This is a genomic window from Primorskyibacter flagellatus, from assembly GCF_014638275.1.
Classification (GTDB): domain Bacteria; phylum Pseudomonadota; class Alphaproteobacteria; order Rhodobacterales; family Rhodobacteraceae; genus Pseudooceanicola; species Pseudooceanicola flagellatus_A.
The window spans coordinates 881728-904924 of the sequence record NZ_BMFJ01000001.1; the positions used below are offsets into that span (position 1 = coordinate 881728).

The 23197-nt window shown below is 66.8% G+C and carries 21 protein-coding genes; 7 read left to right on the forward strand and 14 right to left on the reverse strand.

All coding sequences use genetic code 11. The features are described from left to right. The first annotated feature begins 1 nt into the window (after position 1). The 3 genes from tagF to IEV87_RS04345 are packed head-to-tail and all read left to right on the forward strand — an operon-like array spanning position 2 to position 3607. Positions 2 to 691, forward strand: a complete 690-nt coding sequence (tagF, locus tag IEV87_RS04335) for a type VI secretion system-associated protein TagF (protein ID WP_188476441.1) — start codon at positions 2 to 4, stop codon at positions 689 to 691. Next, complete coding sequence (locus tag IEV87_RS04340) at positions 684 to 1478, forward strand: PP2C family protein-serine/threonine phosphatase (protein WP_188476442.1); 795 nt, start codon at positions 684 to 686, stop codon at positions 1476 to 1478. Before tagF ends, IEV87_RS04340 begins: the two co-directional genes overlap by 8 nt. After that, positions 1475 to 3607 carry a serine/threonine-protein kinase gene (locus tag IEV87_RS04345; RefSeq protein ID WP_188476443.1) on the forward strand — a complete coding sequence of 711 codons (2133 nt, stop codon included), beginning with the start codon at positions 1475 to 1477 and terminating at the stop codon, positions 3605 to 3607. Before IEV87_RS04340 ends, IEV87_RS04345 begins: the two co-directional genes overlap by 4 nt. Positions 3608 to 3613: 6 nt before the next feature. Here the strand turns inward: IEV87_RS04345 and IEV87_RS04350 are convergent, their stop codons facing one another. The 6 genes from IEV87_RS04350 to IEV87_RS04375 all read right to left on the reverse strand — a co-directional run bounded on the left by IEV87_RS04350 (position 3614) and on the right by IEV87_RS04375 (position 7987). Then, on the reverse strand, positions 3614 to 5332 hold the full coding sequence (locus IEV87_RS04350) for a hypothetical protein (RefSeq protein WP_188476444.1): 1719 nt from the start codon (positions 5330 to 5332) through the stop codon (positions 3614 to 3616). After that, positions 5329 to 5745, reverse strand: coding sequence for an ExbD/TolR family protein (locus tag IEV87_RS04355; protein ID WP_188476445.1), 417 nt, complete (start codon positions 5743 to 5745; stop codon positions 5329 to 5331). Before IEV87_RS04355 ends, IEV87_RS04350 begins: the two co-directional genes overlap by 4 nt. Before the next feature lie 3 nt (positions 5746 to 5748). Further along, the gene (locus IEV87_RS04360) at positions 5749 to 6204 is read right to left on the reverse strand and encodes an ExbD/TolR family protein (protein ID WP_188476446.1); all 456 of its coding nucleotides are present in this window, start codon (positions 6202 to 6204) and stop codon (positions 5749 to 5751) included. Between the two features lie 10 nt (positions 6205 to 6214). Then, positions 6215 to 6850 carry a MotA/TolQ/ExbB proton channel family protein gene (locus tag IEV87_RS04365; protein ID WP_188476447.1) on the reverse strand — a complete coding sequence of 212 codons (636 nt, stop codon included), beginning with the start codon at positions 6848 to 6850 and terminating at the stop codon, positions 6215 to 6217. Between the two features lie 33 nt (positions 6851 to 6883). Then, on the reverse strand, positions 6884 to 7327 hold the full coding sequence (locus IEV87_RS04370) for a hypothetical protein (RefSeq protein WP_188476448.1): 444 nt from the start codon (positions 7325 to 7327) through the stop codon (positions 6884 to 6886). A gap of 132 nt (positions 7328 to 7459) precedes the next feature. Next, positions 7460 to 7987, reverse strand: a complete 528-nt coding sequence (locus tag IEV87_RS04375; protein ID WP_188476449.1) for a hypothetical protein — start codon at positions 7985 to 7987, stop codon at positions 7460 to 7462. A 94-nt stretch (positions 7988 to 8081) separates the two neighbouring features. Here IEV87_RS04375 and IEV87_RS04380 point away from each other — a divergent pair, with 94 nt between their 5' ends. From IEV87_RS04380 to IEV87_RS04395, 4 genes are all read left to right on the forward strand, one after another. Then, on the forward strand, positions 8082 to 8573 hold the full coding sequence (locus IEV87_RS04380; RefSeq protein ID WP_188476450.1) for a DUF1036 domain-containing protein: 492 nt from the start codon (positions 8082 to 8084) through the stop codon (positions 8571 to 8573). Between the two features lie 83 nt (positions 8574 to 8656). Further along, positions 8657 to 9466 carry a hypothetical protein gene (locus tag IEV87_RS04385; RefSeq protein WP_188476451.1) on the forward strand — a complete coding sequence of 270 codons (810 nt, stop codon included), beginning with the start codon at positions 8657 to 8659 and terminating at the stop codon, positions 9464 to 9466. A 79-nt stretch (positions 9467 to 9545) separates the two neighbouring features. Further along, positions 9546 to 11897 (forward strand): peptidoglycan DD-metalloendopeptidase family protein, encoded by a 2352-nt coding sequence (locus IEV87_RS04390; RefSeq protein ID WP_188476452.1) that lies wholly within the window; start codon positions 9546 to 9548, stop codon positions 11895 to 11897. A 52-nt stretch (positions 11898 to 11949) separates the two neighbouring features. Next, positions 11950 to 12807, forward strand: coding sequence for a hypothetical protein (locus IEV87_RS04395; RefSeq protein ID WP_188476453.1), 858 nt, complete (start codon positions 11950 to 11952; stop codon positions 12805 to 12807). Positions 12808 to 12889: 82 nt separating this feature from the next. Here IEV87_RS04395 and tssH read toward each other — a convergent pair whose 3' ends face one another. From tssH to IEV87_RS04435, 8 genes are all read right to left on the reverse strand, one after another. After that, entirely contained in the window at positions 12890 to 15511 is a 2622-nt protein-coding gene (gene tssH / locus IEV87_RS04400) for a type VI secretion system ATPase TssH (RefSeq protein WP_188476454.1), read from the reverse strand. Positions 15512 to 15533: 22 nt separating this feature from the next. After that, on the reverse strand, positions 15534 to 16526 hold the full coding sequence (gene tssG / locus IEV87_RS04405) for a type VI secretion system baseplate subunit TssG (RefSeq protein ID WP_188476455.1): 993 nt from the start codon (positions 16524 to 16526) through the stop codon (positions 15534 to 15536). After that, on the reverse strand, positions 16523 to 18427 hold the full coding sequence (gene tssF / locus IEV87_RS04410; RefSeq protein ID WP_188476456.1) for a type VI secretion system baseplate subunit TssF: 1905 nt from the start codon (positions 18425 to 18427) through the stop codon (positions 16523 to 16525). Before tssF ends, tssG begins: the two co-directional genes overlap by 4 nt. A 3-nt stretch (positions 18428 to 18430) precedes the next feature. Beyond that, positions 18431 to 19033, reverse strand: a complete 603-nt coding sequence (tssE, locus tag IEV87_RS04415) for a type VI secretion system baseplate subunit TssE (protein WP_188476457.1) — start codon at positions 19031 to 19033, stop codon at positions 18431 to 18433. 51 nt (positions 19034 to 19084) lie between these two features. After that, positions 19085 to 19570 carry an Hcp family type VI secretion system effector gene (locus tag IEV87_RS04420; RefSeq protein WP_188476458.1) on the reverse strand — a complete coding sequence of 162 codons (486 nt, stop codon included), beginning with the start codon at positions 19568 to 19570 and terminating at the stop codon, positions 19085 to 19087. A gap of 38 nt (positions 19571 to 19608) precedes the next feature. Continuing rightward, on the reverse strand, positions 19609 to 21102 hold the full coding sequence (gene tssC / locus IEV87_RS04425; protein ID WP_188476459.1) for a type VI secretion system contractile sheath large subunit: 1494 nt from the start codon (positions 21100 to 21102) through the stop codon (positions 19609 to 19611). Positions 21103 to 21147: 45 nt separating this feature from the next. Further along, entirely contained in the window at positions 21148 to 21702 is a 555-nt protein-coding gene (gene tssB, locus IEV87_RS04430; RefSeq protein WP_188476460.1) for a type VI secretion system contractile sheath small subunit, read from the reverse strand. Between the two features lie 130 nt (positions 21703 to 21832). Continuing rightward, positions 21833 to 23197 (reverse strand): type VI secretion system protein TssA, encoded by a 1365-nt coding sequence (locus IEV87_RS04435; RefSeq protein WP_188476461.1) that lies wholly within the window; start codon positions 23195 to 23197, stop codon positions 21833 to 21835.

Below are 23197 nucleotides of genomic sequence, written 5' to 3' on the forward strand. Positions count from 1 at the left end.
CATGAGCGCGGTGATCTACGGCAAGCATCCGGCATTCGGCGACTTCCTCGCCCATGGGTTGCCGCACGAAGTCTTCGTCGTGCTGGATCGCTGGCTGGAAGAGGTGCTGCCCGTGCTCAAGCAGGGGCTGGGCGACGAATGGGAGGTCGCCTGGCGCAACGCGCCGGTGCTGCGGTTCTGGATCGGGCCGGAGGTGCTGAAGGCGCCGCTCATGGGGCTGTTCATCGCCTCGCAGGACAAGGTCGGGCGGCGCTATCCGCTGATCTTCGGGCTGACCGGGGTTGTGGTGCCGCCGCCGGTGCACCGCGCGCATGACGACGCGCCTTACGATGCGCTGTGGCGGCATGTGTCCGAGTTCCGGATGCCCGAGACGGGGCCGCGCGGGGCAGAGACCCTGCTGGCCGGCTTCGAGGTGCCGGAACCGGCGGGCGCGGCCTGGCAGGCGGGGCAGGACACGACGCTCTGGGCGCAGCGGGCGGACGGCGACCTTGCGCGGCTGCTGGCGGATGCGCGGGCGGCGGATGCACAGCAGGCGCAGCTGGCCCGGTCGCACTGGTGGCAGGGCGCGGATGCGACGCACGAAGCCGGGTGGCTTGGCGCGCCGGGCCTGCCGGACGCGGACTCGCTGCGCTGGCTGATTACCGGGCGGCAGCGGGCCGCCGTTCCGGAACAGGGGGCCGTTCATGAGTGATCCGTTTGCCGAATTCCGTTTCGACTCTGCCACCGCCACGGATGTGGGCCGGGTGCGGTCGGTGAACGAGGATTCGCACTATGCCTCGGACGACGCGGGGATCTGGCTCGTGGCCGACGGCATGGGCGGTCACGCGGCGGGCGATTTTGCCAGCCAGACCATCGCCGGGCAGGCCGCCACGGTTGGCCGGGCGGTGTCGCGGCAGGACCTCAAACAGCGGTTCCTGCAGCGGCTGACACAGGCCAATTCCGCAATCCTCGCGCATTCCATGACGCTTGGCCGCGGGGCGATCGGGTCCACGCTGGCGGCGCTGCTTGTCAAGGACGGCGCCTATGTCTGTGTCTGGTCCGGCGACAGCCGCGTGTACCGCCTGCGCGAGGGTTTGCTGCAACGGGTCTCCAAGGACCACACGGAGGTCCAGTCGCTGCTGGACGCGGGCGCGATCACGCCGGAGGAGGCCGCGAACTGGCCCCGCAAGAACGTCATCACCCGCGCCATCGGCGTCACCGAGCCGCCGGAATATGAAATCCGCGAGGGGCTGGTTGCGGACGGCGATCTTTTCCTGATCTGTTCGGACGGGATGACGGAATATTTCGAGGACCCGGAGATCGAGAGCGTGCTGAACGAGGGCGGCGCGCTTGACGTGCTTGCCCGCCGGTTCGTGCAGGGTGCTGTCGACCGGGGCGGCAAGGACAACGTGTCGGTGGTCATCATGCAGGCGCACCGGAGAGAACCGCCGGAGCAGACGGTGGAAGGCATCTTCCCCGAGTTCGGAGGCCTGCTGTGAGCGAGGACAAGACCCAGCCTCCTCCGCCGCCGCGCCCCGAGGATGACGACGGCGACCGCACGCTGCTGGTGCCGATGCCGGGGCGTCCCGGCGCGCCCGTGCCGGAGGAAGAGGACGACGACCGCACGCGCATCGCGGGCGGATCGACCTACAGTCCCGCCACGCCGCCGCAGGGTACGACCTACAGCCCGATGTCGCCGCCTCCGCCCGCCGGCGGCGGTGCGCCCTCGGACCCGTCCGGGCAGAGCACGCCGCCCGGTGCCGCGTCGCAGGTGCCGCCCGCGGCTCCTGTCGTGCCGCCGGTGGTGCCGCCCGTCGCGCCTGCCGCGCCGCCGGTCAGTGAACCGCTGCGGGTGCTCGAACCCGGCACGATCATAAACAACATGTATCAGGTCGAACAGTCGCTCGACCAGGGCGGCATGGGTCGGGTGTTCAGGGGCGTAGAGATCGCGACCGGAGAGCCGGTGGCGATCAAGGTCATCCTGCCTGAAATGGCAGACGAGCAGAAGGTGGCGGACATGTTCCGCCGCGAGGCGCGCACCCTGCGCCAGCTGCATCACGACGCCATCGTGCGCTACTTTGCCTATGTGCCCCCCGATGACAGGCTGAACCTGCACGCCCTTGTGATGGGGTTCATCGAGGGCACCAAGCTGTCAGACCGGATCCGCGATGTCGGGCCACTGTCGAAATCGGAAATCTGCCGTCTTTTCATCCGGCTGGCGGACGGTCTTCAGCGCGCTCACGAGATCGGGGTGGTACATCGCGACCTGTCCCCGGACAACGTGATGCTGCAGGACGGAGAGATCGACAAGGCGGTGCTGATCGACTTCGGCATCTCGCGCTCCTCCCGGATCAAGGATGTGACGCTTGGCAACGAATTCGCGGGCAAGCTGAAGTACGTGTCGCCCGAACAGCTTGGCGCCTACGGCGGCGAGGCGGATGCGCGGTCGGATGTCTATTCGCTTGGCCTGCTCATGATCATCGCCGCCACCGGGGTGGCCGCCCCCATGGGGTATTCCATCGTGGAGGCGGTGAAGAAACGCGAGGAGGTGCCTGACCTGTCGGGCGTTCCGGCAGAGTTCCAGTCGCTGCTCTACCAGATGCTCCAGCCCGATCCGAAGAACCGGATGCCGGACATGGGGCAGGTGAAGCAGGCGCTGCAGGCGATCGCCGGGGGCAGCCAGTTTGGCACGACCGAGATGACGGCGATGCCGCGGACCGCGCAGACCCAGACCAACGTGCAGGTGCCGGGGCTTCAGCATTCGCCGGCTGCCGGGATCACCGGGATGACCCAGACCGGTTTTGGCACGCAGCGCGGGGCGACACAGGGGCCGACCGTCATCCCGGAGCCGGAGCCCGAAAAGCGGCGCGGCGGCATGGGGCTGCTGCTTGGCGTGGTCGTCATCGGCGCGCTCGGCATCGGCGGGGCGCTGTTCTGGTCGCAGGGGTCCGCGCTGCTTGGCGGCGCGGCGGCGCCGGGCGAGAGTTCGTCGAACGGGGGGCCGGAACGGGCCGAGGGCACGTCGGGCGCCTTCTTTGCCGATGCGCTGGCCGACACCGACTGCGCCTATGCGACGCTGCGCGAGGGCGGGGCGCTGGCTGGCGGGATCGAGGCCTTCGCGGGGACCGGCGTTGCCACCGGGCCGCTGGATCTCGACTACGCCGGGCGGTTCGGGGACCAGCCGCAGATGACCCTGCGCGAGGTGCTGCCGGTACAGTGTTCGGTGCCAAGGTTGGCGCGGATCTTTCAGGGCACCACCGCCCCGGCGGTGGAACTGGCGCTGGATCCGGACCGGCAGAGCAAGACCGAGGGCATCGTCGGCACCGTCACGGGGGCGGGGGACCGGACGCTCTGGCTTGCGCTGGTGGCACCGACGGGGCGGATCTTCGCGCTGACGCAACAGGTCCAGCCGCCGGTCGACGGGGTAAGGGAATTCGCCTTCCGGATGCCCGCCGCGCAGCCCGGGACCTACCTGCTGGTCACCATCGCTTCGGACCGGCCGTTGACGCGGACAGGCGCTCTCAAGGACGGGACGGCGGCGGCGGATGCCATGGACCTGATCGGGCGCGAGCTTGCCGGCGACAGCGCCGGGGCGGTGGACATCGGTTTCCTTGAAGTGCCGCGCTAGCGCCCGTCAGCGCACATCGAAGGTGGCAAGCCCAAAGACCGCGTCCTGTAGCAGCGCACGGTCGAGCGGGGCGAAGACACTGTCCGCGAGGTCTCCGATCCGGTCGCTGAGGTCCAGCGGCACATCGCGCGTGCCAAGCACCAGCAGGATCTGCCGGGTTGAGCGGGTTTCGCCCGAACGCGAAACAGGCGCGTCCAGCACCGGCGTATCGCCGTCCAGTTCGATGAAACGCGACAGGTCCTGCACCACGCCGTTATCGTCGATGAGCAGGACCGTGATGAACAATCCTCCGGCCCCGATGATGCGCCCGCGCAGGGAGTCACCGCTGGACAGCTGGGTCGAGTCCAGCGCCAGTCCGATGCGGTTGGCAGGATATGAGGCGACGGCGCGCACTACGTCCAGGGCGGCGCATTGGCGCGCGTCGATGCGTTCGCGGGACTGGGCGGGCGGTTCGGTCTGCCCGGCAAGCACGCGCTGCGCGTAGTTGTCGAGTGCGGCTTCGTCCGTCCCGATGAAAGACACGCCGACGCCGCCGTCGCCGGAGCGGCGGGGCAGGGCCAGGGCACAGTCCGGGGCCGGGGTGGCGCGGATCGTACGCAGCAACTGGCCTACGGCCAGCGCGGCGGGGGTGGGGTTGGCAATCGGCGCCGGGCGCGGGGCGGCGGCGGTCTGGTCGGGCGCGGGATCGGCGGGCTGCTCTGGCTCTGCCCGGACCTCGGGCTCCGGGGTCTGCTCCGGCTCCGTGGCGGGTGTTTCGGGCAGGGGCAGGGCGGCGGTGTCGGGTGTTTCGGACGGGGCGTCGGGGGCGGGTGTCTCCTCCGGTATGACCAGAGCGGCGAAATCCTCCTCCTGCACCTCCGGCGTCAGCTCGGGTTCGGGGGCGACCGGATCGGGCAGGACGACGGCGGGATCCGAGGCCTCGGACGCGAGGTCCGCCACCGCAGCACCGCCTTCGGCCAGCGGGGAGAGGATCGTGTCGTCGATCGGGTTCAGGTCGTCGACCAGCAGGTCGTCGGGATCGGGCTGCGCGGGGATGGGCGATTCGGGTTGCGCCACTTCCGGTTCGGGGGCGTCAGGTTCGGGCGCGACCTCTGCCAGGATTTCGGGCCGGGTGTCGGTATCGGGCTCCGCCTGTGTCAGCTCGGGAGCCGGTTCGGGCTCCGGCGCCTCTTCGATCACCTCTGCCGTTTCGGGGACGGTCTCGGGCGGGGTCTGGGGCGCGACCTGTTCTGCTTCCGCCACCTCCGGCTCCACGGGGGCGATGTCTTCGGCGTCCACCGGCTCGGCCTCCGTTACCTCGGGCTCAGTCACCTCTGGCTCCGCCTCGGCCACCGCTTCGGGGTCTTCCGGCTCCGTCTCCTCGGGCAGCAGCGTCTCCTCCTGCGCGGTCTCCAGCGTTTCGGCGGGCTGTTCGGCGATCTGCTCTTCCGGCGCCAGAGTCTCTGCAGTGTCGGGGTCGACGGGGGCGAGCGTGTCGGGGGTGGTTTCCTCAAGCTCCGTCAGTGGCAGGTCGTCGGTATCCTGATCGGATGCGATGACGGCGTCGAGGATTTCGAGGCTGACGATCAGATCGCCTTCCGCAGAGTCCTCGGGCCGGATCGTCGGCAGCAGCGGGACGGAGGCCGTGAGCAGCAGTGCGACGATCCCGCCGTGGGTCAAAACCGAAACGCCAACAGCGGACAGCCAGTCGCCGAATCGTGCGCGGCCGTAGGGCAGGAAGCTCATTCCGCCGCCCCCGCTCCGACCGTGGCGTTCCGGTGTACGGTGACCAGCTTGATCTCGACCGCGACGAGGTCTTCCGCCGCGATGGCGGAGAGCACGGTGGCGGCAGAGGTGTCGCGGTCGGCCAGAACGTGCAGCGTCGGGAAGTCCACCAGAAGGGGGCCAAGCGTGCCGGGTTCCACCGCCACGCCGTCCAGCGTCATGCTACGGTCCGCCCCGACGACGATCAGCGGCTTGGGCAGCATGTCGAGCGGCAGCTCCTCCGTCTCCGGCAGGGCGATCTCGATGGCGCCGGAGTTGATCAGGCCGCCGGTCGCCAAGAAGAAGAAGATCAGCAGCAGCACGATGTTCACGATGGCGAGCGAGGCATCGACCTGGGCCTTGGAACGCGGCAGGGGCAGACGGCGGGTGGTCATGGATCAGCCGCCCCCGTTGGTGATCTGGACATTGGTGACGTCCGCCCCGCGCAGCGCCTGCATGGCAGTTGCGACGTCCTGCACGCGGGCCTCCGTCCCGATGATGAGAACGACGGCGCCGGGGTCGTCCTGGCTGCCAAGCGCCTCTGCCAGATCGGGGAGCTGGTCGGTTTCGTAGGTCTGGCCGCCGGTGGTGACGGTGCCGCTGCCAAGCGTCCAGAGTGTCACGCGCCCGCCGCGCTGTGCGGGCTGGCTGGCCGGGGCGTCACCAGACCCTGCGACGCCCGAGTTCTCCGCCGCCGGTTCCGACGCGGTGCGCAGGGTGATCAGCGAATAGGGCGTGAGGCTGGTGGACAGCATGAAGAAGATCAGCAGCTGGAACATCGCATCGGCAAGAGGCGTCAGCGCGAAGCGGTAGCTGCGCTTGCGTTCCGGCAGGGCTGATCCGAGTCCGCTCATCGGCTGCGCGTCAGGCGGATTTGGCGTTCGGATCGACGCGGCCATAGATGGCGGCGGACATCAGGGCCTCCATCAGGTTGCGCTCGCGGTCGATGCGGCCCTCAAGCCAGGTGGCAATGAAGAAGGCAACCAGCGCGATGGCCAGCCCGGCGGCGGTTGTGGTGAGCGCGACGTAGATGCCCGAAGCAAGCAGCGTCGGGTCCACCGCGCCATCTGTCACGGCAAGCACGGAGAAGGCGTCGATCATCCCGACCACGGTGCCAAGCAGCCCCAGCATCGGCGCGGCCTGCACCACCATGTCGAGCGAGCGCATCCGTTCGGAGAGCGAGGCGAGTTCGATCAGCGCGGTCTGGCGCGACAGTTCCTCGGCATAGCTGACGTCGTTCGGGCGCGCCTGGATGCCGGAGAAAACCGCCTGAAGCACGCGGGAGAGCACGGACTTCCGCCGCCCGGCGCTGCGGATCGCGTCGTCCACGCGGCCGTTGAGCCAGTCGTCGAGGATTTTCTCGGCCTCCTTCCTGCGTCCGACGCCGAGACGCGCGAACTGGATCAGCTTGAACAGGCCGATGGAGAGGGCGAATAGCGACAGGATCGCGAGGGTTCCGTAAACGAGGTAGGAGGCAAGCTGGAAAACGGTCAGGGTCATGAAGGGTCCGGCGGGAATACGGTGAGGGCGGCGTCAGAGGCCGAGGGCGATGTCGGTGCGGGAAGAAACGGTGAGGCCCGAAAGGCAGGCGCCGCTGTCCTCCGCGCTGCCCGCAATCTTGCAGGTGGCGACGTCGTTCACCACGATCTCGGAGATGTCGGCGCAGGCCAGCGGCAGATTGTACTGTGCAAACCGGCGCTTGCCGGTGTCGAGCGCGCCAAGCGGCAGGGCCAGCATGTTCTGGAACACACCGTTCGCGTCAATCACGGCGAGGCGCAGGGTGATCTCCGCAAGGCTGTCGGGCAGGTTGTTCTGGCCGAAAAAGACCATCTGGCAGGTGCCGTCGCCGCCTTCGCTGATGCGGTTGAGTTCGAGGACAAGCCCCTCGGTCGCGGTGGTGTCCTGTGCGGGGGCGGGCGCTGCGGCGATCAAGGCGAGGCCAAGGGCAAGCGGCAGACTGGGCGGGCGGCTCGACATGAAATCCCCTTCAAAGCAAACGCATTCGGGGGCAATTAGGGTCAGCGGCCCTAAACGAGTCAACAGCGGATTTGGGGAATCAGGGGGATCGCGAAGTCTGCGAGGCCGGGGCGCATCCCCCGGATCACGCGGTCAGCGGTAGACGCCGACGAGGAACTTGGGGGTGTCGACCGGCAGGGCAGGCACATCGACCGGCTTGACCATCGCGTAAGTCGCCGGGGCGACGTAGACCGGACGCGGTTTCACGCCCTGTGTCGAAGTGGTGACGCGCTTGCCCGACACCGCGGGTGCGGCGGCTTCGGCCACGGTCATTTCGGACCCAGTCCGCGCAAGCGGGCGCTTGGACGCGGCGACGATCTGGCTGCCGTTGTCCTGCGCAGCGGCATCAAGGCTGTTGCGGTCGACGGCGGGAAGCTGGCCGGGCGCCTGCACGACCAGGCGCGGGGCGTTTGCGGTCGGTGCGGCGCGATCCGCCTTGGGCATCGCCAAGGCGGAGGTGCGTTCGGTTTCGACACGCGGCAGGTCACGGTAGGAGGATACGGTCACGTCCCCGCCCAGTGCGCCAAAGCCCATTGCGGTGCTGTGTGCCTGAGACAGACCAAGGCCGCCTGCAATTGACAGGCCGATCAGGGTGGAGGATATGAAGAGCGTGCGTATCATGGTCTACAATATAGCATGCACAGGGCCTGTTTCCACATTGGCGATTCCGGAAAGACCGGAAAAAATCAAATTCCGTAGCGGAAAATTGCCGTCGATGGTGAAGTTCCTTTATTTCCAGTGGCTTGCGCATTTCGGGGGCGTTGCGTCCGAGTCACAGCGGCGCATTTCCGCGCGTTCCGGTGCCATATTCGGCGGTTTTCTGGCGGTGCTGCTTGCCGGGACGCCGCAGTCGGCACGGGCGAATTTCCAGTTCTGCAACCAGACGCTCGACGTGGTGAACGTGGCGGTCGGACAGTGGGACGTGGATGAATGGGAAAGCTCTGGCTGGTGGACCGTGGGGCCGAACCAGTGCGCCAATCTGATCGAACACACGCTGACCGCGCGCTATGTCTATGTCTTTGCGCGCGACGTCTTCAACAAGGCGGTGCTGGCAGGGGACACGACCATGTGCATCGATCCGGGCGAATTCCGCCTGCGCGGCGGAGAGGACTGTTTGGTCAACGGCCACATCCCGGCACAGTTCTACGAGGTCGACACCCGCCGGTCGGAACGCTGGACATTTTATCTGAGCGAACCGGCTCGCTAGGGCGTCCGCTTCGCTTGCTGCACAGAACCTCGCGGCCTATACTCGGCGCGAACCCCGATCCGGGACCTGCCAGAGGACCAAGCGTGCCGAACCCCCTGCCGAACCTGCTGCGCGGTGTTGTCGCCGCTGTCACCCTGCCGGTGCTGGCGGGGCAGGCTGCGGCGCAGAACCTGGTGATCGAACCGATCCTGATGGACGTGGATGCCGCCGGGCCGGTCGCGGCCGAACCCGTGCTCTTCGCCGCCTACGAAGCTCCCGCTGCCGCGCCGCGTCTTGGCGGGGCGACGTTGCAGCGCGCGGCGCTCAAGGTTGCTCCGGGGCGGCCGCAGCCGTCGATCATCGTCGGGCTGATCGATCCAGGCGCGGAGGAAGATTTCGGCGTGGAAACGCTGCTTCCCGCCACGGTGGACCAGTTCGGCTTTGCCTTCGACGATCTCGTCAAGCGCGCCGCCATGCGCGCCGAGGACCCGGAGATGTTCCGCAAGCTGGTAGAGGGCGGCCATCTTGACCCGCCGGTCGGTGAGGAAGCCCGCGCGCTGCAGACCGAAATGGCGCGGATGAGCTGCTATCGCATGGGCATCGACGGCCAGTGGGGTCCGGGATCGCGCCGCTCCGTCGACAGCTACTTCGAAACGCTGGACAACGGGCTGACGCGGACCGAGGAGGACGCGACGCCGGAACTGTTCCGCACGGTGCTGCTGAACGGCGACGTGGACTGCCCGGTGCCGGTGGCGGCCAGCCCCGCGCCGCGGGCATCGTCGTCCACCTCATCCCGTCCCGCCGCGACATCGACGGCGCGGCAGTCGACCCCGCGTGCAGCGCCCGCTCCGGCGGCGAAGCCTGCGACCAACACCGGCCGGCTCGGTCGGCTTGGAACGGGCGTTCTGCGCTAGGACCGGAGGGCGGGGACGTGCAGGGCAGGTTTCCCCAGCTTTGGTCCGGACCATCCCGGAACCGCCGCCCTGATCCCGCATGAGCTATGACGTCGACCCCAGTTTCCGTGGCTCCGGCAGGAAATGGCGGCGGCGGCGGCAATGGCGACTGGTCCGGCGGGTGCTGGGCGGGGTCGCGGTGCTTGGGCTGCTTGGCTTTGGCGGGGTGATGATGTTCGGCGGTCCGGGCGATCCGGAATATGCGTCCGGAAACGCGGGTGACGGCGGGGGCCTTGGCGACGACGAGGAACTGGTGCAGACGCAGGAATCGGCGGATGCAGGCATCACCGTGGCGGCGGCTGCGGCGGATGTGTTCCTCGACATTCGCGGCGAGCCGATGATCCTGACGCTGGCGACCGGGCCGGGGCGGGGCGGGCGCAAGATGATCCTGTCGGCCCCTCTCGACCCAGACCGTGCGCGCGCGGGAACTGAGGTGGTGGCGCTGAACGACACGCTGCTCGACGCGTCGCAGCAGGTGCAGCTGACCATTCCGTCTTCCAGCGCGGACCTCGCCGCCTTCCAGGCGCGGCGCGCGACGGCCTTTGAGTCGGAACCGGCGGACTCCGCCCCGGTCGAGGACCTGGGAGAGGTGGAGGAGGGTTCCATCGTCACAGTGCAGGACGGGGATGCAAGCTGGGGCGAGGTTCTGGGCGGGGACGGCACCGGCTCGACCGAGGTCAGCTATGTCGAGACGGTGATCGAGAACACCACGACCGAGCGCGGCGCCATCCCGGGCGAGGCGCGGTCGGTGCTGTTCCGTGACGACGTGACCCGGCTGAGCGCGGACAAGGACCTGAAGACCGTGCTCGAGGAATTCGGGGTCGAGACGGAGGAGGCCGAGCGCACGGTGCAGGCCCTGACACGCCGGGCGGAAGAGGCGGGCAGGGACCCGGGCCCGATGGTGTCGCTGGTCGCCGGGGGGCTGGTCGCGATCCGGATGACCGAAACCCGGCCCGGCGCGCAGATCCTGCAGCTGTCCATCTATGCCCCGACCGGATACCTCGTCAGTATGGCGCAGCCGGGGCCGGGGCGGTTCGACCTCGCCTCCGATCCGTGGTTCAACGACAACCTGCTTCTCAAGGCCGGGCGGGCGCAGCGGCGCAGCAGCGAACGGGGAGAGGTGCGGCTGAAGGATGCGGTCTACACCACCGCGCTGCGCAACGGGGTGCCCTCGGACCTCGTCGGGGAAATGATGGTGATGCTGGCGCGGGTGCAGGACCTTGACCAGATCGCGGGTGAGGAAGACCGGTTCCGCCTGCTCTACAAGACCGGGTCGGAGGGGGCGCCTGCGGGGCGGATCCTCTATGCCTCGCTCTCGGGGCCGCAGATTTCGCTGGACTGCTACGTGGTGACGCGGGCGGACGATGCAGGCCTGTTCGAATGTTTCGATCCGAACGGGACCGGCGGGATTTCCGGCGGCGGCGCGGGGCTTGGTCCCGGTTTCGTGGTGCCGGTCGCGGGGACCAAGACCAGCGGCTTCGGCCCGCGCATGCATCCGGTGCTGGGACGGATCATCAACCACAACGGCGTCGACTGGGGCGCACCGACGGGCACGCCGGTGCACGCCACCGCCGGCGGTCGCATATCCCGCGCAAACCGGTCGGACAGCTACGGCAACATCGTCTACATCGACCACCCGGGAGGGGTGCAGAGCCGCTACGCCCACCTCGACAAGTTCGCGACGGGACTGAAGGAGGGGCAGAGCGTGGATGCGGGGCAGCTGATCGGCTTTGTCGGCACCACGGGCCGGTCCACCGGGCCGCACCTGCATTTCGAGATCATCATGAACGGCACACCGGTCGATCCGCTGACACTTGGCGCGTCGCAGGGCGGCGGCGGTGCGGTGGAGGCGCTGGTCAACCGGATCATCCAGGTGGAAAGCGCGGGCAATGCGCGCGCCAAGAACACACGGTCGACAGCGACGGGACTGGGGCAGTTCATCGACTCCACCTGGCTTCGGATGATGCGCACCTACCGGCCCGACCTGGTCAAGAGCCTCAGCCAGCAGGAGCTTCTGGACCTGCGTTTCGATCCGGGGATGAGCCGCACCATGGTCACCAACCTCGCCCGCGAGAACGAGGCCTTCCTGCGCGGACGGCGGCACGAGATCACGTCGGGGCGGCTGTACCTTGCCCACTTCCTCGGACCGGCGGGGGCGGACGTGGCGCTGCGAGCGGATCCGTCGGCAACGGTGCTGGCGGTGATGGGTTCGGGGGTGGTCAACGCCAACCCCTTCCTGCGCGACAAGACGATCCGCGACCTGACCGACTGGGCCGACCGCAAGATGAACAGCGCCCCCGCGCGGAGTTCCGTCGTCTCTGCCCCGCGGGTGGTGCCGGCGGCAGTGACGGCGTTCAAGGAAGCGGTGGACAAATTCTGGGAGGCTCTCTAGGCTTTCCGCCAAGTCAATTTGTCAAGTCTTTTCATAGCGTATGAGGTCGATCATGGGTGGCGGAACGATCAAGCTTGCGGAGAGCCCGATCGGGGCTCGGACCAACCACAGCATCGGGGTATTGAGCCCGGCCAGCTGCGGGGCCTTGCGTGACAAGGTGGCCAACATCGAACGCACGATCCGCGCCGCCGAAAAGCGCATGGACGAGGAGCTGGCACATGTCGAGTACATGATGCGGCTGAACGCAGGCCTCTTCACCGCCAACATCGTGCGCGATACCTGCACGGCCTTTCTGGACCTCGGGGCGTCGATTGCCGGGATGATGGGACTGAAACAGGTTGAAGCGACCGCCAAGGCCGGGATCACCGCCATAGACACGGTGAAGCTGGGGGGCGAGGTCTACATGGGCCAGAAGTCCTGGGGACAGGCGGCGATCGAAGGCGCGGACCTCGGGGCCAAGCATCTGCCATTCGGCAGGATGGTGCCCGGTGGCGGCAATCCGGCGGACGCGGCGGCACTGGCCTTCGCGACGCAGAAGGTGACAAAGACGGGCAAGTTCGGCGCAGACCTCGCCTCCGCCCCGTCCGACGAGAAATCAAGGGCCACGGTGCGCTTTCTCGCGGACAGCATCACCTCGACCTCCGGCCTGATCCAGGAGGGGATCAAGGGGCCCAACCCGAAGGGTGCCGGCTTCCTCGGCGCGTTCAACGGAGCCGTCGGCGTGGTGATGGCGGCAGAGAACTACGACGTGAACATGACCAAGGCGATGGACAGCTATTTCGAGGAACGTGGCAACCTCGAGGTCAAGGCGATGGAAATCCGCTTCCGTTTCAAGCGCAAGATCGCGCCCTTCCTGGCCGAGACCGACCGGCTGGCGAAGGAGCTCGAGGGGTGTGCGCCGGCGGGGTGAGATTGAAGGCAGATACCGGACGCCCGAAGCAGGCGCCGGACGGAACAGTCAACCCGAGCCAGTGCAGCGGCAGGTTCGCACGTTACGCAATCTCGTAGGCAAACGCCCCGTCGTTCAGCGTGACCTCGACCTTCCGGATTTCCTCTCCGGCGACCATCTTCTCCAGAACCTTGCGCGACAATTCCGGCAGGATGGAATTGGTGATGATGTTGTCGATCATCCGCCCTCCCGAATCCGGGTCGCGGCACTGGTCGGTGATGTGGGTCAGGACGTCGTCGCCACAGACCAGTTCGGCGTTGTGCGAGGCTTTGAGCCGTTTCGCGACGGAGCGCAGTTTCAGCCGGGTGATGTCGGCGAGCGCCGCCGCCCCGAGGGGGAAGTAGGGGATCGACACGATCCGGCCCAGAAGCGCGGGGGGGAAGACGTCGAGCTGGAAGGGTTTCAGACCGGCCGAGAGTTCCTCAACATCCGGGGTGGTGTTGCCCTGGTCCGCCATCTCCATGATGACCTCGGTGCCGACGTTGGAGGTCAGCAGGATCAGCGTGTTCTTGAAGTTGATCGGGCGGCCGTTGCCGTCCTCCATGATGCCCTTGTCGAAGACCTGGAAGAATAGTTCGTGGATGTCGGGGTGGGCCTTTTCGACCTCGTCCAGCAGGACGACGGAATAGGGTTTGCGCCGCACCGCCTCGGTCAGCCGCCCGCCTTCTCCATAGCCGACGTAACCCGGAGGGGCGCCTTTGAGGAGGGAGACGGAATGAGCCTCCTGAAACTCGCTCATATTGATCGTGATGATGTTCTGTTCGCCGCCATAGAGCGCCTCGGCGAGTGCCAGCGCAGTTTCGGTCTTGCCGACGCCGGAGGGGCCGCAGAGCATGAAGACGCCGATCGGCTTGTCGGGGTTGGCGAGCCCGGCGCGGGAGGTTTCGATCCGTTTGGCGATGGTGGTCAGGCCGTGATCCTGGCCGATCACCCTTTCCTTGAGCCGGTCGGCGAGGGTGAGCACGGCGGCCAGTTCGTCCTGCACCATCCGGCCCGCCGGAATACCGGTCCAGTCAGAGATCACGGTCGCCACGGCCTGCGCGTCGACATGGGCGTAGACCATGCGGTCATCGGGCTTGGCGGCTTCCAGTTCGGCCATCTTCGCGGCTAGGGTGGATTTCGTCTCCTCTGTCGCGTCTTCGGCCCGTGCGGCGTCGCGGAGCGAGATGATCTCGTCGACCAGCGCCTTCTCGGCAGTGTATTTCGCTTCGAGTTCAGCAAGGTCCGCCTCGATCTTCGCCTTGTCCTCGGCGGCGGCGGTCAGGCGGTCCTCGTCCGTGCGGCCCAGTTCGCGTTCCGAGGTCTTGGAGGCCATTTCAACGTCCAGCGCGCGGATCGCTTCGCGGAGGTCGGCGATGCGGGCGGGGGTGGTGGCCTGGCTGACGGCGACGCGGGAACAGGCGGTGTCGAGCAGGGAGACGGCCTTGTCGGGCAGTTGCCGCGCGGGGATGTAGCGGGCCGAGAGGGAGACGGCGGCGACGATGGCCTCGTCCGAGATACGCACGCCGTGGTGCTTCTCCATCGGGGCGAGGATGCCGCGTAGCATGAAGCAGCAGCGTTCCACGTCCGGTTCGTCCACGTTGACGGGCTGGAAGCGGCGGGTGAGGGCCGGGTCCTTTTCGAAGTAGGTGCGGTATTCGGCAAAGGTCGTCGCGCCGATGGTGCGCAGGGTGCCGCGTGCGAGGGCCGGTTTCAGCAGGTTGGCCGCGTCGCCGGTGCCCGCCGATCCGCCCGCGCCGATCAGGGTGTGCGCCTCATCGATGAAAAGGATGATCGGGGTGGGGCTGGCCTGCACCTCGTCGATGACGGATTTCAGGCGCTGTTCGAATTCACCCTTCATGGACGCGCCGGCCTGCATCGCCTGGATGTCGAGTTCGAAGAGCTTTGTCCCCTGCAGTTTCGGCGGCACGTCGTTCTTCGCCAGCCGCTGCGCGAAACCTTCGACCACGGCGGTCTTGCCGACCCCGGCCTCGCCCGTCAGGATCGGGTTGTTCTGGCGGCGGCGCAGCAGCACGTCGATGATCTGGCGGATCTCGTCATCGCGGCCGGCGATCGGGTCCATGGTGGCAGCGGCAGCGGTCATGTCCTTGGCGAAACGGCCAAGGGCGGTGGAGGCCTTGGGGCCGTCCTCAGCCGTGGCGGAGGGGGAGGACAGGCCGGAGCCGTCCATGGGGCGCATGTCCGATTCCTCGCTTCCCGCCCAGAGGGTCGCGGAGTCGGCGGCGAGGGTGTCGGCGGAAAGATCCCCCAGGACCGGGGACAGGGCCCGCAGGTTGCGGCGTTGTTCGGATTTCGACAGCATGGAAACCAGCGCGTGTCCGGTGCGGATCTGGACCTCTCCGAACAGCAGCGTGGCATAGGTCCAGGAGTGGTTCAGCGTCGAGGACAGGGTTTCCGAGATCGTCGGCATCTGCGTGACGTTCTTGTCGAGCTTGGAGAGCGCCGTGGTCAGGTCGGTCAGCACACGGGCGCGGTCCAGTCCCATCTCGCGCAGGGTGACGGAGATGTCAGAGTCCTTGTTGGACACCACATGGTAGAACCAGTGCAGGATATCGACATGGCGGTGGCCTTCGCCCTTGGCCATGCGCATGGCCTGGATGAAGGCGTCATAGCCGGTGCGGTTGAGCTTTCCGGCATAGGTTTCGACTTCGATTTCTACGGCCATGATCTATCCTCTGGGTCAAATGTCAGGGTCCGGGCACGCGGTACCGGCACAGTTTCACAAGCGGGTTCCCCGGATCGGCGGGGGAGGTATCGGGCAGGGCAGTCATCCAGCCGAGTTCGGCGCTCGCGCCAAGGCGGGCTGGGACAACGGCGGCACGGGGCAGCCAGAGCGCGACCTCGACCGAAAAGAAATGGCCGAGATAGCCCTGGATCAGGTCGGCCAGTTCAGCGTGACGCGGACGGCCAGGCAGGAAGGTGCGGTATTCGTCCAGATCGGCGCATTCCAGATGCACGACGATCTTTTCCCCGGTTGTGGCGGTGCGGCTGCCAAGCTTGATGTCGCGGCCAAGCCCCATGCCGGACTGTCCCATGCGGGAAAGGTCCTCGGGCGCGAAGTCCAGCCAGCTTGAGACGAATTCGTCGATCCGGACCCTGATGCCGAAATGCGCGCGCAGAAGCTGGCGCAGTTTCACCGGGGTCTTCACGCGTCCCAGTTGCAGCGCGGTGTAGCGCAGGCGGGTGGTGTCATCGACCGCGCCGCGCCCGGCATGGGCAGGGCCGGCGTCGCCGGTGAAGGCGCGCAGGTGGTCGGGAAAGCTGCCGCCCGTGGGGTGGTCGAACTGGGTGATGGGCCGGGCGTCGGACCAGGATCGAAAGAACAGCTGCTGGAAACGGGCGACGAGGATGTCGGTGAAGCGGGTAAAGCTCGGGTCGCCGTTGCGGGCCCAGAGATCGGCCTCCCGCGTCATCGACAGGGGCAGGGGGCCGAAGGGGCCGAACATGCCAAGGAAACGCGGGCGGACCTTCGGGGGATTTGCGCTGAGGTCGACGTCGGACAGGTCGGTGTCGGGAAAACCGAGGTAGGGGTCCTGACCAAGGGCCACGATGTCGTCGTGCAGGCGGCGGCTCTGCCCGATACGGGGTTTGCGGCCCGCCTGACGCTCCAGCACGCGCAGCAGGGCGAGGAAGCCGAAACCGCGCCTGCGTTCGCGCCTCGCGTCCTTGTCGAAGGTCATAGCAGCGGTCCCGAACCGCCGCGCGGCGGCCAGCGCTTGATCTCTGTCCCCTTGCGGTTCACGGCAACAGTTTCGGTGAAGGTGTTCACCGCGGCGCTGTCGGCAAAGAACCGGTCGAGCACGGCCGACAGGGTCACGATCCCGCCGGTGTCGAAGACGTTCTCGTCGAAGGTCAGGGTGATCCGCGTGCCGCGCGTCGGCAGGTAGCCCTCGGCGCGGCGCACGGTGCGGATGCAGGGAGCGGCCTGCATTGCGGTTATGCCGTTGATCTGGGTCTCCGACAGCTGGTGCGACACGTCGGAGAACAGGCGCAGCGTCTCGCGCAGGGCGTCGACGTTGCCGCTGCCATCGGGGCCAAGGAAACCGCGGTAGGACATCGACAGGACGGAGATCAGCCGCCAGTAGTTGTCGCCCGCGCTCATCCGGTGCGGGGCCTCGCTCTCGATCTCTGCCAGGGCCTCGCGCGGTTCGCTTGGACCCGCGATGCAGGTCATGCGGACGGTGCGGTCTTCCATCAGGTGAAAGGTCGCATCGCCCATGGGGAGGATCTCCGGCAGGTGCCGGTTGGAACAGAGCGTGCTGACGAAGAGATGGGAAGCGTGATCGCCCTCGGGCGGTTCGTACAGCGTCAGCCAGGTATCCGTGCCCTCGTATCGGTAGCGCGTGCCGCCCTGGCGGAGTTCCTGGGCCGAAAGTCCCCGCCGTTCAGTATGCGCAGTGTAGTAGAGCGTCTGGCGAGGGGTGAGATCGGTGGCGGGCACGGCGTAGAGCGGCAGTACTTCTACCTTGTCGCGGTCGCCTTCGTATTGCGCGCGGACGGACGTGATGCGCTGCACCTCGTAATGCGTGATCGGCGGGCGGTTCGGGCGGACGGGCAGGCGGTGCTGGCGCTTGTCCAGCGCGATCGGCTTGGCGTCGTCGGCAAAGAGGTTGACCGCCGGGGTGCAGAACAGCCGCAGCATGTCCGGTGCGAAGTGGGAGACCAGATGCGGGTCGGGGCGGTCCAGCTCCAGCACCACCCGGACGGAGGAAGCCGGGATGCCGCGCAGGGTCTCTCGCAGCTCCATCAGGCGCAGGCCGAGGAACTTACGGGGGAAGGCGAAGTATTCCAGCAGCGTGGAAAAGCCGGGGAACAGGCGCTCGTCCCGTCCGAACAGGGGTGCGTCCGGGTCGAAGCCGATCTGCGCCAGCCGGTCGCGCGGAACGGTGCGGGTGACGGGATCGCCAAGTTCGTCCTCCCAGACCAGGCTCATCCGGGTGACGCGGCAGAAGGCCTGTTCATAGAGCGCGGAGGCATCCCGCAAGGACCCGCCGAAATGCACGGTGAGGTCCGGTGCGGCGAGGTCGGAGAGCGCCTTGGCATCGGTGCGGCGCAGGGTGAAGACCAGCGCGGCGGTGGTGTCCGGCGCGGCCTCGATCCCGAGGGCGGTGAGGGGGGTGGTGCGGTCGTGGTAGATGGCGTCGGGGATCTCCACCGGCCAGAAATCCAGCGGTTCGGCCAGGCGGAAGCGACAGGTGATGCGGCGCTGATCCTCCTGCTGGAAGGTCGCCTCGATGTAATCGCCGATGTTCAGGCGGCGGCCGGCGACCAGATCCTCGGGTTTGCCGGGCGGGTCGGCCTGCACCAGCATCGCTGCGGGCAGCGGGGCGGTGGCATCGGGGCAGACCTGATCCAGCATCTCGCGCGAAAAGGTGCGGAACTGCTGGTCGATGTTGAGCTGCACGCGGGCCGCCATGAAGGCCGCACCTTCGAGCAGCCCGGCGACGGAGGGGTCGAGGTTTTCCTCAAGCAGCCCGCCGAGACGGCTGGCGACGCCGGGGAAATCGGACTGGAACTGCGCCGCGCGTTCCTTGAGCAGGGCAAGCTCGCGCTCGTATGCTTCTTTGAATGCCTGCTTCATGGATCAGGACCGGGACTTGTGCAGGATGACCTTGCCCGACCCGGTGTCGACGTCGGCGGAGAACTCCACCGCGACATCGGCCGGGTCCGCGATCAGATCGGCGGTCAGGTGCACCGCGACACGGGCCTGCGCATTGCCTTCGATCGTGTCCATGCGCACGGCGAGCGATCCGGGAACAAGGCGCGGTTCGTGATCCTCCAGCGCGGAGCGGATGGTCTGGAGCATGTCGCGGCTGTTCAGTTCCTTGATCGTCAGGCTGGAGAGATCTGGAAAGCCGTAGTTCACCACCGACTGCTTCACGTTCGGCGCGTCCGCAAGGTCCACCGCCGCATCGAGCCGGATGGTATTCATCAGCGTGGCGAGGTGGTCCTGCACGTGCATGCGCAGGGTCTGTTCGTCGACCCCGATGCGGCGGGCGTTGGAGCGGCTGGAGAGTTCGGCGGTAGAAGACCCGTCGGCTTCCGCAATGGCGGAAGACCCCTTGCGGGCATCGTGATCCTCGAACGACTGACGGAAGACGTCGAACAGGGCAATCCGGGACCGTTCGTGGACGCGCCGGGTGCGCCGACGTCTGTCTTCTGCCGGGGTCTTTGGTCGGGCTGCCATGGTCCTGGGACAGGGAAGGGCGGACGGCCCTGGGGCCATCCGCCTGATTTATCAGATTTTCTTGTTCTTCGCGATGTCGAAGCCGGCAACGCCTTCCGGACCCTTGGACCCGTCTGCCTTCTGCGAGGTGTACTTGACCTCGTAGCTGGCGAAGTTCATGCCGACCGTTTCCATCACGCGGTCAAGGCCATCGCCCGAACCACCGGTCTGGTAGGAGGAGATGATGATCTCCTTCATCTTGATCTTGAGGTATTCCAGCGGCACTGCGCCGGCCTTGCGCACGATCAGTTCACCTTCCGCGATCGGTTCGCCCGAGGCGCAGAACTTGAGCAGTTCGTGGGTGGACATGTCGACGTACTTGGTCACGACCATGTCGTTCACGTTGACCTTGCCCGAACCGCCGCCCGGCCCGAGGTGGGTGGTGCCGGACTGGGTCATGCCCCAGGACCACTGGGTAATGTCAATTGCACCGGCGTGCTTGTCGTCGACAGACTCGCCCTTAATCTTTGAGAGAATGAGGAAAATATCGACAGCCATATCCTGTCTCCTTGATGGGTACTACAGTTGGATAGCGGTTACTTCGGGGGTGGTATCTTGGACACCAGGCTCATCCCGATATCCATGCCTTCCATCTGGAAGTGCGGTTTCAGATAGAACTTGCCCATGTAATAGCCGGGGTTCAGTTCATCCTCGACAACCTCCACCTGAGCCGCGGCGAGAGGTTTTCTGGCCTTCTCGCGCTCATCCGCGTTCTCGGGATTGAGGGTGACGTACTGGTCGATCCATTCCTGCAGGTTCCGGCGCAGCTGGTCCTTGTCGGGGCTGGAGCCGATCTGGTCGCGGATCATCGCCTTTAGGTAATGGCTGAACCGCGAGATCGCGAACATGTAGGGCAGGCGGGAGGACATGTTGTCCGAAGCCGTGGCTGCCGGGTCGACGTATTTCTTGGGCCTGTACAGCGACTGGCCGCCGAGAAAGGCTGCCTTGTCGGTGTTCTGGCGGTGGATCAGGCCAAGCAGGCCGACCTTGGAGAGTTCTCCCTCGCGACGGTCGTCGATGCTGACCTCAGTCGGACACTTGAGGTCCTTCTCGCCCGAGCCGGTGTCGAACAGGTGCGTCGGCAGCTTGGTCACCTCGCCGCCCGACTGCACGCCGCGGATGCGGACGGTCCAGCCGTGTTCCTTGAAGGCGCGGTTGATGTTGACCGCCATGGCGTGCGCGGCGTTCATCCAGGAATATTTCTGGCCGCCGTGGCCGTCCGTATCCTCGGTGAAGTTGAACTCTTCCACCGTCATGGTGCTGTCGGGGCCGTAGGGTTCGCGGGCCAGCACGCGCGGCAGGGTCAGACCCAGGAAGCGGGCGTTTTCGCTGTCACGCAGGGAATTCCAGCCGGCATAGTCGGACGCGGTGAACAGATCCTCCACATCGGGCGGATCGGCGATGTCGTTCCAGCTTTCCAGACCCAGAAGGCGCGGCGCGGCGGCCGAGATGAAAGGCGCAAGCGCGGCTTCTGAGATCTTGGAGACGGAGGAGAGCAATTCCACATCCGCGGAGGAGTGGTCGAAGTAGTAGTCGCCGACGATGCAGCCCATGGGCGCCCCGCCAAGCACGCCGAACTTGCGTTCGTAGACTTGACGATAGAGCGGCGAGCGGTCCCACTTGGAGCCGGGGAAGCGCTTCATCATGGAGGCGAGTTCGGTCTTGGCGACGTTCATCACCTCGACCTGCAGCGACGCACCGGTTTCAGAGTTGTTCAGCGTGTAGGCCAGACCGCGCCAGGAGCTTTCGAGCTTTTGGAAATCCTCGTTGTGCAGGATCTCGTTCACCTGCGAGGACAGCTGCTGGTCCAGCCCGGCAATCATCTTCTGGATCGTGTCGATGACGTCATCGTCGATCACGGTGGTATCGGCGACGGCAGCCTGCACCACGGTGGCGAGCGCGTTGTCGATCGCCTTTTCGGCGTTTTCGGTGGTCGGGTTGATGGTCTGCTTCAGGATGGCCGAGAAATCTTCGAGCTCGCTCAGCGTGCCCTGGCTCTCTCCCGATTTGACCTGTGCTTCTTCTGCCAATTGTCAGTTCCTTCACATGCACGGCGCGCGAAAGGCGCCGCTGTCTCAGCTCTCTTCGGGTTCGGCGGTTTCCGCGGCGGCGCGGCGGGCGTCGGCTTCGGCCTTGGCCTGCGCGGCAAGGACCTTCAGCCGTTCCGGATCGTTCAGCAGGTCGCGGATCTGTTCCTGCGCCTTGGGCTTGGAGGTCATGTAGAGCAGGAGGTCTGCAAGCTGCTGGCGCGCCTCGAGCAGTTCGTTAAGCGCCGGGACCTGCTTGGCGATCTGCGCGGGGGCGAAATCGTCCATGGAGTTGAAGCGCAGGTTGATGCCAAGCTTGCCGCCGCCACCGTCCTTCAGCTTGTTCTCGACCATCACGGCGAGGCCGGGCTTCACGGTCTTGGCCATGTAGCTGTCGAGGGTGGAGTTGGTGACCTTCTCGAATTCCCGCTTTTCGACCGGTTTCTTCTCGGCGCCGGGCATGTTGCCGGAAAGGTCGCTCATCACACCCATGACGAAGGGCAGTTCGACTTCCTTCTGGGAGTCGTGCGGATCCTGGTAGGCGATATGAACGCGGGGCGGTCGGTTACGGCGGATATGACCTGATCCGGTATCTGATGCCACTTGATCAACTCCCTTATTTATTACTGTTTTAGGTGACGTCCATAACGTCTTTGTGTCAACTACTTATTCAAATCGCTCCAGGGCGCGGGGCCCTGTGGAAAGTCGCCGGGGCGCCTTGATTCCCCCTACGTCAATCCTGCTTCGGAATGAACTCCTTCATCAAGGTCTCGAAATCCTTACCTACGTAGGCATGAGCCCGGGCCAGGAGCATCGGAATCGGCGAGGATTTTTCCACTGCGCGGAAATAGGCCTCCACGACCTTGATCTGGTTCCCGGCTTCGGTGGCATTGGTGATGCGCGGCGGGGGCGGGGCGGGAATGGGCGGATCCTTGCCGTCGTCCTCTTCCGGCTCCGGGTCGGGCAGGCTTTCCGATCCGGCCTGATCGGCAAGGTCGCGCAGCTTGTCGTGGGCCAGCTGGAAGCCGCTTTCGGGGCGGAAGTGGACCTTGGCCTGATCGGCGACCGAGGGCATCAGCGTGTCGAAGGCGTCGATCAGAGACTTGCCGATCAGCAGCCGGGACTGGGTCACCAGCAGCAGCGTGGCAGAGGAGGGTTCCTTGCGGCGGAAATAGGTCTCCACCGCGATCAGCCGGTTCTTCGCGTCCTCGTGGGATGTCACCTCCGTCGCGGGGCGGACGGCGACCTGTACGGTTTCGGTTGCGCCGGCGGCGGGGCGGGGCGGGGCGTCGCCCTCGGGCCGGTCGCCGGAGGGGGCGGCGGCGGGGGCCGGGGCACCGGAAAGGCTCGGCTCAGCTTCACCGATGACGGTCAGGATGCGGGTGAGTTCGTTGGCCACACCGGACAGCTGCGGGGAATGGCGGGTGCTGTGCCCTTCGCAGGCGGCGGTGATCCGGGTCAGCGCGTCGAGGAAGCCCTGCACCTGATCGCGCAGACTCTCAAGCTCCTCTCCCTGATCCAGCAGGTTGGCCATCATGTCGGCCTCATCGAGGTCGTGTTCGCCGTCATGGGCCGTCGCCTCGCCGCGCACCACCATGATGCGGCGCAGGGAGGTGCCGGTCGCCAGCAGGTCGAGATAGCGCAGCGGCAGGATCATCGCGCCCATTTGCTGCAGGTCGTTGATCGCCTCCAGCCGGTCGCGGGTGTCGCCGTCGATGACCGGGTGCGCCTCTTCCGGCATCGCCTCAAGCAGATCGGCCATGGCGGTCACGCTGTCGACGGCGGTCTCGAGATCCCCGGCCAGCACGGCCCACTGGGTGCGCAGGGTCAGCAGGCGCAGGTCGCGGGACCGCTGCAGAAGGGCGTCAATCGTCTTGAGTTCCGCCGCCAGCTTGACCGACTTCGGGTCGAAGATGCGGTCGGGGGTGGCGTGGCCGCCCTCGGGCTTCATGCCGATGCGGACATAGTCCTGCGCCTCGGGCAGGCGGCCAACGGCGTTGAAGTAATAATCGTCGAAGGCCGGATCCACGGTTTCCATCAGGTCGGGCCCGGCGGGGGCGTCTTCGGAGACGGGGGTGGTGATCCAGTCGATCGTCAT

Excerpts from the sequence above, each read along its gene's own strand:
- tagF (WP_188476441.1), top strand. The coding sequence starts at position 2 with ATGAGCGCGGTGATCTACGGCAAGCATCCGGCATTCGGCGACTTCCTC.
- tssE (WP_188476457.1), bottom strand. The coding sequence starts at position 19,033 with ATGGCAGCCCGACCAAAGACCCCGGCAGAAGACAGACGTCGGCGCACC.
- IEV87_RS04360 (WP_188476446.1), bottom strand. The coding sequence starts at position 6,204 with ATGAGCGGACTCGGATCAGCCCTGCCGGAACGCAAGCGCAGCTACCGC.
- tssG (WP_188476455.1), bottom strand. The coding sequence starts at position 16,526 with ATGACCTTCGACAAGGACGCGAGGCGCGAACGCAGGCGCGGTTTCGGC.
- IEV87_RS04380 (WP_188476450.1), top strand. The coding sequence starts at position 8,082 with ATGGTGAAGTTCCTTTATTTCCAGTGGCTTGCGCATTTCGGGGGCGTT.
- IEV87_RS04365 (WP_188476447.1), bottom strand. The coding sequence starts at position 6,850 with ATGACCCTGACCGTTTTCCAGCTTGCCTCCTACCTCGTTTACGGAACC.
- IEV87_RS04395 (WP_188476453.1), top strand. The coding sequence starts at position 11,950 with ATGGGTGGCGGAACGATCAAGCTTGCGGAGAGCCCGATCGGGGCTCGG.
- IEV87_RS04340 (WP_188476442.1), top strand. The coding sequence starts at position 684 with ATGAGTGATCCGTTTGCCGAATTCCGTTTCGACTCTGCCACCGCCACG.
- IEV87_RS04370 (WP_188476448.1), bottom strand. The coding sequence starts at position 7,327 with ATGTCGAGCCGCCCGCCCAGTCTGCCGCTTGCCCTTGGCCTCGCCTTG.
- tssF (WP_188476456.1), bottom strand. The coding sequence starts at position 18,427 with ATGAAGCAGGCATTCAAAGAAGCATACGAGCGCGAGCTTGCCCTGCTC.
- IEV87_RS04350 (WP_188476444.1), bottom strand. The coding sequence starts at position 5,332 with ATGAGCTTCCTGCCCTACGGCCGCGCACGATTCGGCGACTGGCTGTCC.
- IEV87_RS04355 (WP_188476445.1), bottom strand. The coding sequence starts at position 5,745 with ATGACCACCCGCCGTCTGCCCCTGCCGCGTTCCAAGGCCCAGGTCGAT.
- IEV87_RS04375 (WP_188476449.1), bottom strand. The coding sequence starts at position 7,987 with ATGATACGCACGCTCTTCATATCCTCCACCCTGATCGGCCTGTCAATT.
- IEV87_RS04390 (WP_188476452.1), top strand. The coding sequence starts at position 9,546 with ATGAGCTATGACGTCGACCCCAGTTTCCGTGGCTCCGGCAGGAAATGG.
- tssH (WP_188476454.1), bottom strand. The coding sequence starts at position 15,511 with ATGGCCGTAGAAATCGAAGTCGAAACCTATGCCGGAAAGCTCAACCGC.
- IEV87_RS04435 (WP_188476461.1), bottom strand. The coding sequence starts at position 23,197 with ATGACGATCGACTGGATCACCACCCCCGTCTCCGAAGACGCCCCCGCC.
- IEV87_RS04420 (WP_188476458.1), bottom strand. The coding sequence starts at position 19,570 with ATGGCTGTCGATATTTTCCTCATTCTCTCAAAGATTAAGGGCGAGTCT.